This is a genomic window from Cellvibrio sp. GW822-FHT04B05 (assembly GCF_058800985.1).
Genome location: NZ_JBXAMU010000003.1, coordinates 31,955 through 46,143 on the forward strand (window position 1 = coordinate 31,955; position 14,189 = coordinate 46,143).

Genomic DNA, 14,189 nt, shown 5'->3' on the forward strand with positions numbered 1-14,189 from the left:
TATTTTATGTGAGTGGCCATGCACCTTTTTTACCAACGGGTATCAGCGTATTTTCACGTAATGCAAATACATAAAACACAACAGCCGATTTTTTAAAAACTCGAACCTGGTTGCTGAAGGAATTCAATTTCTTCCACTGTGGATGTTCTGCCAAGTATCTTATTGCGATGCGGATAGCGGCCAAAGCGGTTGATGATGTTTTAATGCTGAAGCTCAAAATCCAGATTGCCTTCCAGACCGGGTGCGCTAAATAACACCACGGCCGCTTGGTGGATTTCTGCTGATTCGCTGTGCATGAAAGGAGATATAAAAAGCGGCGTTCGACCGGTGACAAGGCTTTGTCTGCGTTTACTGTGACCGCCTCCTGGGCTAGTGCTAAGGCCAGTGAGTCATTGGCGAAGGCTTGGGGGGTCTCCCTGAATATATTACTGCGCAATCATAAATGGATAATATAGTATCTATTTCGTGCTATATTATGTATTTACAGACAATATATTATCTATTTTTACTTATGAGCCTTTTATCCCTACATACTCCCAACGATATCCAACTGGAGCTGGCGCGCTTTGTACGTGCGCGGCGTAAGGCTTTGAAGTGGACGCGGGATGTCTTGGCCGAGCGGAGTACTGTGCCGGCGCCGACAATCAAGCGGTTTGAATTGACGGGTGAAATTTCTCTGCGGCAATTATTGCTCTTGTGGCAGTGTGTGGATGATCTGGAGCGCATGGCTGCCTTGTGTAAACCTTCGATAGTGAAAAAGCCGGCCAGCATTGAAGAGGTGTTGAATTCATGACGAATTACAACCGCGTGCGCAAGCTGGATGTGTTCAGATGTTTGGGCGATGGTTCGCAGGTCGCGGTGGGGACTCTCGCACAAAATGCGACGGGCGTTTATTTTCAATATGACTCGGGTTATCTCGCCCATTACGCATCATTATCTCCCTTCAAATTAGCGTTTAACCCCGAGTTGCATCAGGCTCCTGCCGAACCCCATGTGGGGTTGCATGGGGTGTTTGCTGATTCGGTACCTGATGGTTGGGGAATGTTTTTGATGGATCGGATTTTTCGCCAGGGTGGCATAGCGCCGCAACAGATTACCGCCATGGATCGATTGGCCTATATCGGCGAGCGTGGTATGGGCGCATTGAGTTATTACCCGAGTATGGAGCCGGAAAATAATAGCGATCGGCAGTGGCTGGATTTAGACCATCTCGGCAAAGAGGCGCAGGCAATTTATGACGGTGAAACCGAATTGGTTTTGGCAGAGCTTGCCAGGGCTGGTGGTTCCGGTGGCGCCAGACCTAAAGCACAAATTTATTTCGACCCTGATTTTCCCACTCACGCCAGCACACAAAATCAGCCAGGTTTACAGCCTTGGTTGGTGAAATTTACTTCACGCAATTTGCCTTTGCAGCATGAAGAATCCTTATGTGAAGCAGCCTATTTGCAGATGGCGGCGAATGCCGGAATTAATGTACCGGAATGGAAATTAATAAACGCATACGCAACAAAAGATGCAATTGCCTGGTTGGCGTTGAAGCGTTTTGATTGCACTCCTGCGGGGCGTTTTCATATGCACAGCGTGTGCGGTTTGATGGATGCATCTTTCCGTATACCGTCAATGGACTATGCAGATCTCATCAAAATCACGCAGAACTTATGTAAAAGTGTTGCTGCTGGTCAGGAAGTATTTGTGCGTGCGCTGTTTAATTTATTTGGTTTGAATCAGGATGATCACACAAAAAATTGGGCTTATTTAATGGATGATGTTGGCAACTGGAATTTGTCACCTGCTTATGATGTGACTTTTAGCCCTAATGCTAATAATGAACATATGATGGCATTTAATGGTTACGGCAAAACGCCGCCACTGGCGGCCATTCAACAGTTAGCGAAAGTGGCGAATTTTTCTGATTGGAATGCTGCAAAAGAAGTTGTTCAAAAAATGCTGGATACATTCAGTGATTGGCAATGCATTGCCACAGACCTTGGTGTAAAAGCGAGCACGCGTAAATTAATTGGCAATCAGCTCGCTAACCAGCAAAAAATTTATCGCGCTCTTTACCACTTAAATTGATTGAAAATTACAATAATTTCATCCGGACAAACCATCAAAAATCAGCGAGCGGTGTACGGCAAACCCTGCTTGCGCACCATCGCCAATTGCAAAAGTTACGCTGCCCATTGGTCTGCCTAGATCACCGCAGGCAAATACGCCGGGAATTGAGGTTTGTTTTAATTCGTCGGTCTTTACATAAAAACCCACCGGGCTTTCGGCGAGTTCGCAGCCCAGATCTTGCGCGATTGGGCTGGCGGGTTTGGTGAGCGAGGCAACAAAAAGTCCGGCGAGTTCGACCAATCTGCCATTGGCGAGTTTAATGATGACGGATTGCTCGCCGGCAATTTCGCTAACCGTTTCGGTTTCTATTTGCACATTGCGTGTGGCCAATTGCTTGCGTTGGAGTTCATCCGGCGTAAAACAATTGTTGGTGAATAATGTAGTTGGGCCCCAATCGGGAATTAACAGCGCTTGATGCAGTGATGCTTCGCTGGTGGCGAGTACGCCGAGCGCGCCCTGGTTTAATTCGTAGCCGTGGCAATAGGGGCAGTGGAAAACGGTTTTTCCCCAGCGATCCTGCAAGCCGGAAATGGCTGGCAGGTGGTCACTGACGCCGGAGGCGAACAGTAATCGTTTGGCGCTCAGGGTTTTATTATCGCTAGTGATAACGGAAAATAAATCGCCGGTTTTTTCTGCGGATTCAACGCTGCCTTCAATCCAGGTCACGGTGGGATATTTCAGTAATTGTGCTTTTGCTTCGTCAGCGATGGCAGACGGTGTTTTTCCATCTTGCCCCAGCACACCGTGTGAATGTGATGCGAAACGGTTGCGGCGGATACCCGCATCGATCACCAATACATTGCGCCGTCCGCGCGCCAATTGCAGTGCGCCCGCCATACCGGCATAGCTGCCGCCAATCACAATGACATCGTAGGTTGTTTGCATAAACTCACCCTTCCTGTGCAGGAGAAATTGATTGCTCTGACGATGAATGTTCATCCGGGAAAATCGAATGTTCGTGGTGGCCGGGAAAACCATGCGCTTGTTTGCGTTGATGGAAATCGGCGCTGAGTTGCGCGAGGGTCACGGTGCGGAAACGTTCCAGTAATAAGGCTTCGGCGTCGTGAAAGGCTTGGTTGAGCGCGTTGTTCACCGCTTCTTCTACCAGGCATCCCGGCGCTTCGGTGCGATTGCCCATGGCGAGCAGCGTGGGTTCATCCAGTGCGCGGTAAATATCGTGAAGGCTGATAGTTTCCAGCTCGCGACAAATCTGCCAGCCACCGCCGTGGCCTTTCGTGGAACACACCAGTCCATGCTCGCGTAGGCCGGCGAGTACACGGCGAATCACCACGGGATTGGTTTTCATCATGTTGGCCAAGGCTTCCGATGTCATTGGGGTAGCGACTTCGGCCATGTGCAGGAGGACGTGGAGCACGCCGGATAGTCTGGAATCTCGTTTCATAAGCAGTATCCTTTCATGTAACTGTGTTAGTTGCGTGAAAGATACGCTATGAATGCAGGTTATGCAACTTTTATTGTTACATAATAAATACTGGAAAAGATGGGATGATGTTTTTAAGGATGCACATCCAGCGCCGCCCGCTCGCTGCCATCCCTATAGAAAGGTATCGAGGTATGTTCGTGGATGACCAGCCAGCGGCCGTTATACTGCTTCAAGCAAGTAGTGGCGCGGAACCAGAGATCTACTTCCTCGCCCTCTTTCTTTTTACCGGACATATGCAGGAGCGCAGTAGTAATCGCCAGATTACCTGAGAGTTCAGTGTTTACGTCTTGATATTCCAGGTTGATGGAGCCGTCCCAGGTGTCAAACCAGCTGGCGATGTCGCCAACATTCATGCCGATGCGAGTGAGCGGTGGTGCGAGATCAAACAACCGAGTGGCGGGTTTGTAGAGGGATGCCAGTTTGGCGGCATTTTTTTCGGCATGCGCCTCGGCAATTTGTTGGAGAATGGTCTTGATGGTGGACTTATCGTTCACAGAATTCATAAATACTCCTTCATCGCTAAACACAAGGTTTTGACAATGAAGGAGGCGACTCTGTTCTGGCGGGAATCCCGGAATGGGATCTGGTTGGCAAGTCTGGGGCCAAGGTGATCAGGCCGTTCTGCAATCCTTTGTCCGTGTAAATCCCTATCCTGCCAGGCGTTCCGTGTATTCCTGTTCCAATTGTGTATGGACTTTCCAGAAGCCTTCCGGTGTTTTGCCGGAGAGGATATCGCGCAGAATATTGAGGTGCGTATGCCAGCCGGAGGCGACGCTCAGGCGCTCGGATTGCCTGGTGAGGCGGCGATGGGTAACGGTGAGTTTTACCTCATCCTTGTGTGGCGCCAGTTCGAAGCTGACTTCTGATTCCTCATCGGACCCTGCATTCCAGATATAGCTGAGCAAGCGCAGTGGTTCGCAGGCGGTGACTTTGCCAAGCATGGGAACATCACCCGCGCAGTCGCTGTATTTGGGGGGTGGGATATCATGTTCGGGCGAGAGTTCGGAATTGCGGAAGGTATGTTCTACCTTGCCGCCAACCTGCTGTTCGACATCGCCCGCAGCCAGCCATTTGGCGCGTTTGTCGGAATCGGTCAGGTATTGCCAGACGCGCTCAAGCGGGCCGGGCAGGATGCGCTCAATGCACAAGGTATCCGGGGCGGTTAGTACACCATAATCATTCATCTCAAACTCCTTTGGCCAAAGGCCTTGATGGGAAAGTAAGGGTCTGGCCTGATGAATAGCCGACCCGGGTTAATCCGTGCTGTCTGGAATCTGGCCATCCGCAAGTAGTGCGGCGGTCAGTGCATCCAGCCGTTGGTTCCAGAATTGTTCGTAGTGGCGCAGCCATTCGATACCACCCCGCATGGGTTGGGTATCCAACTGGCAGGTGTGGTTGCGCCCCTGGATATTGCGTACCAACAGCCCCGCACCTTCCAATACCTTGATGTGCTTGGAGACTGCCGCAAGCGTCATATCAAACGGCGCTGCCAGCTCGCTGATACCGCAAGGTGCTTGCGCCAGCCGGGCGATCATCGCGCGTCGGGTTGGATCCGCGAGTGCATGAAAGACGGCATCAAGTTGTTCGTTCTGATTGTTTACCATATGGTTAAGTATTATCCCGTAAATATTAATTGTCAACCATTTGGTTGAATATATACCTTAAAGTCTCTGATCGTTAACGGATGGAATTATCGGTGCAATGGGTGCCGCTTATCAAAAATTCATCGCTATGAGTTTACATAAAGATGAATATATGCATCATTTATGTTGATTATGGTTATAATGATGTATATATTCATCTTTTTTGCCTATAAATTATCTTCTATATGACTGCCATGGAACAGCTCGGACTGCACATCAAAATCCTGCGTAAGCAAAAGGGTTGGAGCCAGTCACAGCTAGCGGAAATGGCCGGGTTGGATCGCACTACCTTGGGCATGCTGGAGCGCAACGATTACACCGATATCGGTATTCGTAAAGTGCAGCGCGTATTGGAGTTGTTAGGTAAGAAGCTGACGCTGGCGAATGCAGGCTTACCCACCTTGGATGAATTGGTAGCGGCGCAAGCACAGGAGCGTGAGCGTGAGTGATAAGGTCGATGTATTTGTAACTCGCCAACTGGTCGGACGGCTGGCGCGTGCGCAACAGCGTCATAGTTTTACCTACGGCCTGGATGCCACCGAAGCGCTTTCGCTCACTATGCCCTTACGCCTGGAAACCTATAGTTATGAGCAGGGTTTGCATCCATTGTTTCAGATGAATTTGCCTGAGGGTTATTTGCGTCAGGCGCTTGAGCGTTTTGCCGCAAAAAGTTTCGGCAGTGATGATTTGAGTTACCTCACGCTGCTGGGCAATCATCAAATCGGACGCCTGCGTTACAGTCCGGCAGATATGCCGCTGTCCGCCGATAATCGCACCATACTTTCGCTCAATGAATTATTAGGTAGTGGTGATGCGGCGTTATTCCAGCAATTATTTGAACGCTATGCGATGCATTCCGGGGTCGCTGGTGTGCAGCCGAAAGTATTGATGGATGCGCGCAATGACAATGCAAATTTGCTTACGGATAAAGCAACCTTGCCATTAAAAAAATACATTGTGAAAAGTTGGGGCGCTGAATGTCCGGAATTGGCAGCTAACGAATTTTTTTGCCTGACACTTGCGCGCACTGCAGGGCTACAAACACCGAATTTTTTTCTCAGCGATAATGGCAAGTTATTAGTGTGCGAACGTTTCGATATTGGCGAACAAGATGAACCCTTGGGGTTCGAAGATTTTTGTGTCCTGCAAGGGAAAACAACCCAGCAAAAATATGAATCGAGCATAGAAGCTTGTGCAATCACTGTGGCCCAATTTGTATCGCCCGAGTGTGTACAGCAAAGTTTGGAAGATTTATTTAAATTAACGTTGCTCAATGTAAAAATCAGGAACGGTGATGCGCACCTGAAAAACTTCGGCGTTCTTTATTCCGGTTTGCGCGACTATCGCAGCGGTCAAAGCCCTTTCGCTATGCGCAAGTTTGCACCCGTTTATGATCTTGTGAGTACGACACCCTATATTCCGCGCGATTCAATGGCGCTCACCTTAACGGGCAGTAAACGCTGGCCGAAATGGAAAGTATTGGAAAAATTTGCCAGGATTCACTGCCGCTTGAACAATAAAACCATTGAGCAAATTGTAAATGACGTTGAAGAGGCCTGTACTGCCAGCTATCCATTATTGGAACAGCTAATGGCTACCCATCCCGGTTTCCAACCGATTGGTGAAGAAATCGGAAAATTAATACAGCAAAGGATTGCTTAACTTATGAAAACTCCCCTCTCTATTTTAAATACCGTTTTCGGCTACCACGATTTCCGTGGCCCGCAAGCGGCGGTGATTGATGCGTTAGTGGCCGGTGATGATGTGCTGGTGCTTATGCCGACCGGTGGTGGTAAATCGCTGTGCTACCAAATCCCGGCGCTGGTGCGCGAGGGTGTGGGCATTGTGGTATCGCCGTTGATTGCATTGATGCAGGATCAAGTCAGTGCCTTGCGCGAGTTGGGGGTGCGTGCCGGATTTTTAAATTCGTCGCTTACAGCGCAAGAAATGTGGCAGACAGAATTAGCGCTGGAGCGCGGCGAGTTGGATATGCTTTATGTCGCGCCCGAGCGTTTGATCCAGCCACGCACGCTGGAATTATTTCATCGCGTAAATATTTCCCTGTTTGCGATTGATGAAGCGCACTGTGTGTCCCAATGGGGTCACGATTTCCGCTCCGACTATTTAAAACTGGAATTGCTGCACCGCGAATTTCCGCAGGTGCCGCGTATTGCACTCACGGCGACGGCGGACGTGCGTACGCGCGATGAAATTATCGCGCGCCTGCAACTGGAAAATGCACAACAGTTTATCAACGGCTTTGATCGTCCCAATATCCAATATCGCATTGCGCAAAAAAATAATCCTAAAATCCAGTTAATGCGTTTTTTGCGTGAAGAGCAAGCGGGCAATTCCGGTATTGTGTATTGCCTGTCGCGCAACAAAGTAGAGCAGATTGCCGAATGGTTGAGCAGCGAAAAATTTACCGCGCTGCCCTATCACGCCGGTTTGCCTGCGAATGTACGGCAAAAAAACCAGGAGCGTTTTTTGCGCGAAGACAACATCATTATGGTGGCGACTATCGCGTTTGGCATGGGGATCGATAAGCCCGATGTGCGTTTTGTGGCGCATCTGGATCTGCCCAAAAGTATTGAAGCCTATTACCAGGAAACCGGCCGCGCCGGCCGCGATGGTGAACCCGCAACGACTCTGTTGCTCTATGGTTTGGAAGATGTCGTCAAGCTGCGGCAAATGATGGCGCAGAGCGAAGGCAGCGAAGAATTTAAACGCAATGAACAGCAGCGTTTAAATGCGATGCTGGGCTTGTGTGAAATCACCTCATGCCGTCGCCAGAGTTTATTGCGTTATTTTGGTGATACGCTCGCGCAAGCGTGCGGCAATTGCGATTGTTGTATAACACCGCCGCAAACCTGGGATGCGACTGAGGCGGTGCAAATGGCGCTCTCCTGTGTCTATCGCACCGGCCAACGTTTCGGTGCGGGCCATGTAATTGATGTGTTGCGCGGCAGCAACAACGAAAAAATCCTCTCGTTTGGCCACCATAAATTAACGACTTACGGCATAGGTAAACATTTAAGTGCCGATGAATGGAAAGCGATTTTCCGCCAACTGGTTGCGCGCGGTTTGCTGGATGTAAACAGTGATGGTTTTGGCGGTTTGTTATTGAATGAGTCTTGCCGCATTTATTTACGCGGTGAAGAAAACATCAGTTTGCGCCGCGATCTTAAAATTGCCACTACTGCGCCGCGCCGCGCTAACCTCGGCCAAAATATCGAGACAGAAGATCAGGGATTATGGAATGCGCTACGCTCCTGCCGCAAACGCCTTGCAGAAGAACAGGGTGTTCCGCCTTACGTTATTTTCCATGATGCAACACTGCGCGAAATGCTGGAATTCCGTCCGCTTACACCAGAACAACTGCGTAGCATTACCGGCGTGGGCGATAGCAAACTAAAACGCTTTGGCGATGAATTTTTAGCGGTGATCCGCGAAGCCGAATATCAAAACTAGTGGAGCATCAAGAATAATGGATTCTCTTTCACAAATAGCCTTGGGTACAGCAGTGGGTGTTGCGGTGATGGGACGTAAAACCGCGCTTTGGAAAGCGGCACTCATGGGCGCGGTCTGCGGCACTTTGCCGGATCTGGATGCGTTGATCGAACACGGCGATCCGATTCGCAATATGACCTTGCATCGCACTGAAAGCCATGCGCTGTTTTATCTCACGCTGGTTTCACCGGTAGTTGCATGGATTGCCGCCAGGCTCGCGCGCGAACTGCATTTATTTAAATATTGGTGGCTTGCGGTGTGGCTGGTATTCATTACCCATCCACTGCTCGATACCATGACGATTTACGGTACCCAACTTGCGCTGCCGTTTAGCGATTATCCGTTCGGTATTGGCAGTGTATTTATTATAGATCCGCTTTACACCTTGCCGCTGTTGATCGGCACCGGTATCGCATTAGCGCGCAAACAATTGCACGGTTTGCGTTGGAATACTATCGGCCTTGGCATTAGCAGTCTGTATTTGCTGTGGGGCTTGGCAATGCAATTTTATGTCGGAACCCTTGCTGATAAATCCATTGTCGCGCAGGGTTTATCGGTGGAGCAGCGATTCGTGACGGCAACACCCTTTAATAGTGTGTTATGGCGGGTGGTGGCGATTACCCCGCAAGGTTATGCCGAAGGTTTTTATTCGCTGTTTGATAACAACACTGATATCCGTTTTGTGGAATACGCACGCGGTCAGGATATTTACAACCCGGTCAGAGGTAATTGGGAAATAAATCGCATTGCCTGGTTTAGCCATGGTTATTTCAAAATGGCAGAAGACAATGGTGTAATCCGTATTACGGATTTACGCATGGGTGTTGAACCCTATTATACTTTTACATTTGAAGTTGCCGAGCACACTATCGAAAAAAATAGTGAGAGAATAATTTTTATTCCACCAAGGCAAATAATACCTGCGATCGACAACGAACAAATTTTGCAGTGGTTGCCGCAGCGCCTATTGGGTAATACCGACCAGACATTGATAGAGTTTTTACAAACGCAATGGCAATTATCAAAATAATCCTGACTGGGATATTGGCGATGTGTTCAAAGAAGCCTGGGAGCTAACCAAAGGATTTAGATTAACCTGTTGGGGCACATTGTTGATTTACATCGGTATATCCATTGCCGTGTGCTTGCCAATAGATTCCACGCTCCGGAATATATCTGTGAGCATGGCATGCATTTGATTAATCACGAAAGGATACCAAATTTTTCTTTTGTGTTTTCAGCAACCATCCTCCCCACGCGAGTGCGACAATAATTAAAACAGTTCCAATTGCAAAACTGCAATTCGCAACTTTTTGTGTGCTGTCCAGCATGTCCATCATGGTTAACAAATTCCCCCAGTCGTGGGATTCTTCACCGCCACCACCTACCAAGGGCAATGCACGATATTGCGCATCTGCAATATAAGGTGATACATCGATAAAATTTTGTCCGCACCACCAGAGCATAATGCTGCCGGCAAAAGTGTCGCGCTGTTTGAAGACAAATACGCACATGCATATTAGTGGTAATAATATCTGGAATAAACTGCCGCCGAGGAACATTACGAATGTGCCGAATGGCATAAATAAGATGTGACCAAATTCGTGGAACGGCAAATTGACAGCATGTAAAAACGAGCTGCCGATTTTCTCCCAGTTAACTCCCGCGGTAATAAAATAACCGCCCCAGAGCGCAAATGCGGCAAGCATAAACGCGCGTGCATAAAATACGTCTTTAGTAACTTGTGCAGGCACATATAAAAAAGCAGCGCTTAATCTTTGCTGTAGTGTCGGTACTATTTCGTAATTAATGTTAGTTTCGTAATCAATTTTAGTGGCAATGACGGGCTCAGGATTGTCGGCAAGCGGGTTTTGCTTCGCCATAAATTTACTGTAGACAATACCGCAATTGGGGCAGACATCCAGATGGATTGGGTGATCGATTGACTGGCGTTGATAGCGGCACTTGGGGCAGATAGTAATTGTCATCGTTGTGTATCCATATAATCATCCATCACAGCGCTTACCCAATCCATAAACACTTGTACGCGACGCGACAGGTTGCGGCGGTTGGGATAAATCAACGAAACCGGCATGGCTTGCGCGCGATAATTTTTTAGTACTTCCACCAATTTTCCCGCGGTTAAATATTCCTGCGCACCTATGCGTGGAATTTGCGCAATACCAAATCCGGCGAGACAGGCTGCGCTGTAAGCATCGGAATTATTCACGGTGATATTGCCTGCCATGGACAAAAATTTTGTTTCGCCTTTTTCGGTGTATTCAAAGCCAGGCGATTTGCTACCCAGCGTAATCACGTAATGGATCAGTTGGTGATTCGCTAAATCAGCGAGTGTGGTTGGTGTACCAAAACGCGCAAGATAATCGGGGCTGACACAATTCAATAATTCGAGCGCGCCGACTGGTCGCGCGATTAACGAGGAATCGCTGAGCTTGCCGACGCGAATCACGCAATCAAAGCCCTCGCGGATGACATCGACACGGCGATCAGTGCTGCTGATTTCCACTTGCAGTTGCGGGTGCTGCCCAAGCAATTCCGGCAGGCGCGGAATGATGTGGTTTTTAGCCATGCCGCTGGGCATATCCACACGCAGGCGCCCGCTCAAATTGCTCGCACCTTGCTGGAACAGCCCCTCCAATTCATCCATATCGGCCAGTAAATCCTTGCAGCGCTCATAAAATACCTGGCCGTCCTGGGTCATCTGCACTTTGCGTGTGGTGCGGTGCAAAAGCCTTGTGGCCAACAGGCTTTCAAGCTGCTGGACGGCAGTCGAAATACTCGCCTTGGGCAGTCCGAGGCTATCGGCCGCTTTGGTAAAACTGGCGAGTTCGGCCACCCGCACAAAGATCTGCATGGCATCCAATCGATTCATAAATACCGCTCATTGTTCAGATTATCCAAACAGTCTAATCATTATTTGCAGATTTATCGAAGTTTATTCGAGTAATAGACTGGCCTCGTTAATTGATTTCCCTTCATACATTTTCTTCACCGGATAAAGAGGCACATATGAGTAAGATTGCATTGGTTACCGGCGGCAGCCGCGGTTTGGGCAAAAACACCGTATTGGCATTGGCTAAACAGGGTGTTGATGTGGTGTTCACCTACAACAGCAAACAGGCTGAAGCCGAGGCGGTAGTGGCTGAGGTTCAGGCATTGGGCGCGAACGCGGCGGCGCTGCAATTGGATGTCAGCAACAGTAAAAACTTCCCCGCATTTGCAGAGCAATTAGCTGTGCTGCTGAAGTCAACATGGCAGCGCAATAACATTGATTTTTTGGTCAACAACGCCGGCATCGGCATTCACGCGAGTTTTGCTGAAACAACAGAAGAACAATTTGACCTGCTGGTAAATATCCACCTCAAAGGCACTTTTTTTCTCACCCAAAAATTATTGCCATTGATTAACGACGGCGGCCGCATCGTCAATATTTCAACCGGCCTCGCCCGTTTCAGTTTCCCCGGCTACGCCGCTTATGCCGCGATGAAAGGTGGTATTGAAGTATTGAGCCGCTACATGGCAAAAGAATTGGGCGCACGCGGAATCGCGGTCAATGTTGTTGCCCCGGGTGCGATCGAAACTGATTTTGGCGGTGGTGCGGTACGCGATAACGATCAGCTAAACCAAATGATCGCCGGACAAACTGCCTTGGGCAGAGTAGGCGTTGCCGATGATATAGGCCCGATGATTGCGTCGCTATTATCTGAAAGCAACCGCTGGATCAACGCGCAGCGTATTGAAGTGTCGGGCGGGATGATGTTGTGATCAGCGTGATCTGATTGATCAGGCAGCTAGTCTGCTGGGTAAAAACCGCTCTGATTTTATGTTGGAGGCCGCGTGCGAGCGCGCCCAGGCAGTATTGCTTGACCAGGTATTTTTCAGTCTGGATGCGGATAAATTCCAGCAGTTTTGCGCCTTGCTGGATACGCCTGTGCAAGCTAATCAAGGTCTTGAGCGGCTGATGGGCAGTGAAATCGCCGTGGGATGAAAATAAGGCATGAGTGTGCTGTTAAATGCGCCTCAACCTCTGATTCCATCTCACATCGCCAATGAATTTGACTGCGGTGAAGCCAGTCTGGATGACTGGTTGAAGCGCCGCGCTATGGTTAATCAATTGAGTGGTGCCAGCAGAACATTTGCTGTGACCGATCAAAATAATCGAGTTTGCGGCTATTACGCGCTAGCGGCGGGTGCGGTAGCCCATCAACTGGCGACTGGCGACTGGCGCTGTGCGACGCAATATGCCCGAACCGATTCCGGTATTGGTGCTGACTCGTTTAGCGGTTGATCGCCGTACACAGGGTATGAAAGTGGGCTCTGCTTTATTAAAAGACTGTGTGAGTCGTGCGGAGGCAGTAGCGCAAAATGCTGGCGTCCGGGCGTTACTGGTACATGCATTGAATGAAAAGGCCAGGCAGTTTTACGAGTATTATGGTTTTACTGCCTCGCCTGCAGATCAACTTACTTTAATGTTGCGGTTGAATTAAAACTCCCCGTCCCTTGCCATGCGCTCACGCTCTTTGCGGTCTTCCTCCTCTGCTTTAGCGTGTTCGATAATGCGCATCATAGTGGCGATATCGGCTTCGACATTGCTCTCGGCAAATTCGCCGGTGAGCTTGACATTGGGATGCAGGTTGCCGTGTTCGAATAAATTCCAGATTTCGTCGGCGTAATGGGTGACTAATAAATCGGGTGCGTACTGGCCAAAATAATCGCGCATATTATTTACGTCGCGCGTGAGCATCATCTTGGCGTTGTTGTTGCCCGCCGCATTGACCGCTTGGGGCAGGTCGATAACCACCGGGCCGTCACCATCGACCAGCACATTAAATTCGGATAAATCGCCGTGGACCAAACCGGCGCAGAGCATGCGCACAATTTCCATCATCATTTGCGCGTGATATTCGCGCGCGGTATCCGGATCAAAGGCGACATCGTCGAGGCGCGGTGCCGGGTCGCCATCTTCGTCGACAACCAATTCCATCACCAGCACACCTTCCAGAAACCAGAAGGGCTTGGGTACGCGTACACCGGCTTCGGCAAGGCGATAAAGGGCATCTACCTCGGCGTTGAGCCAGGCATCTTCCGCTTCTTTTTGGCCGTAGCGGGTGCCTTTGGACATGGCGCGGGCGCGGCGCGAGTTGCGCACGGTGCGCCCCTCTTGATACTGCACCGCTTGTTTGAAGCTGCGTTTGTTGGCTTCTTTATAGACTTTGGCGCAGCGGATCTCGTCATTTGCGCGCACGACAAAGACCTGGGCTTCTTTGCCGCTCATCAATTGGAACAAGACTTCATCGATCAGGCCATCGTCCACTAATGGCTGTAAGCGTTTGGGTATTTTCATCGGCGCTCGGGGGGTCAGGTGTAGGGTCGCGCGCATAATAGCACTCTGCCCCGCTTACCGGAAAACCCTTGATGGATTAATCGCCGTAATATTCGCATGCATATCGCGG

19 protein-coding genes are annotated in these 14,189 nt (G+C 49.6%); 10 read left to right on the forward strand and 9 right to left on the reverse strand.

Annotated features, from left to right (window positions below; genetic code table 11):
• Nucleotides 1–4: 4 nt before the first annotated feature.
• Nucleotides 5–436, reverse strand: coding sequence for a DUF924 family protein (locus AC1RJL_RS10130; RefSeq protein WP_492913541.1), 432 nt, complete (start codon nucleotides 434–436; stop codon nucleotides 5–7).
• A gap of 75 nt (nucleotides 437–511) precedes the next feature.
• Between AC1RJL_RS10130 and AC1RJL_RS10135 the strand changes: the two genes are divergently transcribed.
• Both AC1RJL_RS10135 and AC1RJL_RS10140 read left to right on the forward strand, forming a co-directional pair.
• Entirely contained in the window at nucleotides 512–793 is a 282-nt protein-coding gene (locus tag AC1RJL_RS10135; protein ID WP_492913543.1) for a helix-turn-helix domain-containing protein, read from the forward strand.
• Nucleotides 790–2,076 (forward strand): type II toxin-antitoxin system HipA family toxin, encoded by a 1,287-nt coding sequence (locus AC1RJL_RS10140; protein ID WP_492913545.1) that lies wholly within the window; start codon nucleotides 790–792, stop codon nucleotides 2,074–2,076. The genes AC1RJL_RS10135 and AC1RJL_RS10140 overlap by 4 nt, the downstream gene beginning before the upstream one ends.
• A gap of 18 nt (nucleotides 2,077–2,094) precedes the next feature.
• Here the strand turns inward: AC1RJL_RS10140 and AC1RJL_RS10145 are convergent, their stop codons facing one another.
• From AC1RJL_RS10145 to AC1RJL_RS10165, 5 genes are all read right to left on the reverse strand, one after another.
• Nucleotides 2,095–3,003, reverse strand: a complete 909-nt coding sequence (locus tag AC1RJL_RS10145) for an NAD(P)/FAD-dependent oxidoreductase (RefSeq protein ID WP_492913547.1) — start codon at nucleotides 3,001–3,003, stop codon at nucleotides 2,095–2,097.
• A gap of 4 nt (nucleotides 3,004–3,007) precedes the next feature.
• Nucleotides 3,008–3,520, reverse strand: a complete 513-nt coding sequence (locus AC1RJL_RS10150) for an RrF2 family transcriptional regulator (protein WP_492913549.1) — start codon at nucleotides 3,518–3,520, stop codon at nucleotides 3,008–3,010.
• Between the two features lie 113 nt (nucleotides 3,521–3,633).
• The gene (locus AC1RJL_RS10155) at nucleotides 3,634–4,065 is read right to left on the reverse strand and encodes a YybH family protein (RefSeq protein ID WP_492913551.1); all 432 of its coding nucleotides are present in this window, start codon (nucleotides 4,063–4,065) and stop codon (nucleotides 3,634–3,636) included.
• A 144-nt stretch (nucleotides 4,066–4,209) separates the two neighbouring features.
• Nucleotides 4,210–4,746 (reverse strand): SRPBCC family protein, encoded by a 537-nt coding sequence (locus AC1RJL_RS10160; protein ID WP_492913553.1) that lies wholly within the window; start codon nucleotides 4,744–4,746, stop codon nucleotides 4,210–4,212.
• Between the two features lie 69 nt (nucleotides 4,747–4,815).
• Entirely contained in the window at nucleotides 4,816–5,166 is a 351-nt protein-coding gene (locus tag AC1RJL_RS10165; RefSeq protein WP_492913555.1) for an ArsR/SmtB family transcription factor, read from the reverse strand.
• A 224-nt stretch (nucleotides 5,167–5,390) separates the two neighbouring features.
• On the opposite strand from AC1RJL_RS10165, the gene AC1RJL_RS10170 reads away from it, so the two are divergent.
• The 4 genes from AC1RJL_RS10170 to AC1RJL_RS10185 are packed head-to-tail and all read left to right on the forward strand — an operon-like array spanning nucleotide 5,391 to nucleotide 9,745.
• Nucleotides 5,391–5,654 carry a helix-turn-helix transcriptional regulator gene (locus AC1RJL_RS10170; RefSeq protein ID WP_492913557.1) on the forward strand — a complete coding sequence of 88 codons (264 nt, stop codon included), beginning with the start codon at nucleotides 5,391–5,393 and terminating at the stop codon, nucleotides 5,652–5,654.
• Nucleotides 5,647–6,867 (forward strand): type II toxin-antitoxin system HipA family toxin, encoded by a 1,221-nt coding sequence (locus tag AC1RJL_RS10175; RefSeq protein WP_492913559.1) that lies wholly within the window; start codon nucleotides 5,647–5,649, stop codon nucleotides 6,865–6,867. The genes AC1RJL_RS10170 and AC1RJL_RS10175 overlap by 8 nt, the downstream gene beginning before the upstream one ends.
• Before the next feature lie 3 nt (nucleotides 6,868–6,870).
• Entirely contained in the window at nucleotides 6,871–8,676 is a 1,806-nt protein-coding gene (gene recQ, locus AC1RJL_RS10180; RefSeq protein WP_492913561.1) for a DNA helicase RecQ, read from the forward strand.
• A gap of 16 nt (nucleotides 8,677–8,692) precedes the next feature.
• Complete coding sequence (locus tag AC1RJL_RS10185; RefSeq protein WP_492913563.1) at nucleotides 8,693–9,745, forward strand: metal-dependent hydrolase; 1,053 nt, start codon at nucleotides 8,693–8,695, stop codon at nucleotides 9,743–9,745.
• A gap of 169 nt (nucleotides 9,746–9,914) precedes the next feature.
• Here AC1RJL_RS10185 and AC1RJL_RS10190 read toward each other — a convergent pair whose 3' ends face one another.
• Together AC1RJL_RS10190 and AC1RJL_RS10195 are read right to left on the reverse strand one after the other, a co-directional pair.
• Entirely contained in the window at nucleotides 9,915–10,703 is a 789-nt protein-coding gene (locus tag AC1RJL_RS10190; RefSeq protein WP_492913565.1) for a TFIIB-type zinc ribbon-containing protein, read from the reverse strand.
• Nucleotides 10,700–11,608, reverse strand: a complete 909-nt coding sequence (locus tag AC1RJL_RS10195) for a LysR family transcriptional regulator (protein ID WP_492913567.1) — start codon at nucleotides 11,606–11,608, stop codon at nucleotides 10,700–10,702. The genes AC1RJL_RS10190 and AC1RJL_RS10195 overlap by 4 nt, the downstream gene beginning before the upstream one ends.
• Before the next feature lie 137 nt (nucleotides 11,609–11,745).
• Here AC1RJL_RS10195 and AC1RJL_RS10200 point away from each other — a divergent pair, with 137 nt between their 5' ends.
• From AC1RJL_RS10200 to AC1RJL_RS10215, 4 genes are read left to right on the forward strand one after another with little or no spacing between them, the layout of a single operon-like run.
• The gene (locus tag AC1RJL_RS10200) at nucleotides 11,746–12,501 is read left to right on the forward strand and encodes an SDR family NAD(P)-dependent oxidoreductase (protein ID WP_492913569.1); all 756 of its coding nucleotides are present in this window, start codon (nucleotides 11,746–11,748) and stop codon (nucleotides 12,499–12,501) included.
• 10 nt (nucleotides 12,502–12,511) lie between these two features.
• Complete coding sequence (locus AC1RJL_RS10205; protein ID WP_492914725.1) at nucleotides 12,512–12,724, forward strand: type II toxin-antitoxin system TacA family antitoxin; 213 nt, start codon at nucleotides 12,512–12,514, stop codon at nucleotides 12,722–12,724.
• A 9-nt stretch (nucleotides 12,725–12,733) separates the two neighbouring features.
• Nucleotides 12,734–13,024 carry a hypothetical protein gene (locus AC1RJL_RS10210; RefSeq protein WP_492913571.1) on the forward strand — a complete coding sequence of 97 codons (291 nt, stop codon included), beginning with the start codon at nucleotides 12,734–12,736 and terminating at the stop codon, nucleotides 13,022–13,024.
• Nucleotides 13,025–13,040: 16 nt separating this feature from the next.
• Nucleotides 13,041–13,223, forward strand: a complete 183-nt coding sequence (locus AC1RJL_RS10215) for a hypothetical protein (RefSeq protein WP_492914727.1) — start codon at nucleotides 13,041–13,043, stop codon at nucleotides 13,221–13,223.
• On the opposite strand, the gene AC1RJL_RS10220 is transcribed toward AC1RJL_RS10215, so the two are convergent.
• Nucleotides 13,220–14,080, reverse strand: a complete 861-nt coding sequence (locus AC1RJL_RS10220; RefSeq protein ID WP_492913573.1) for a PA4780 family RIO1-like protein kinase — start codon at nucleotides 14,078–14,080, stop codon at nucleotides 13,220–13,222. The two genes, AC1RJL_RS10215 and AC1RJL_RS10220, sit on opposite strands and share 4 nt — an antisense overlap.
• Between the last annotated feature and the right edge of the window lie 109 nt (nucleotides 14,081–14,189).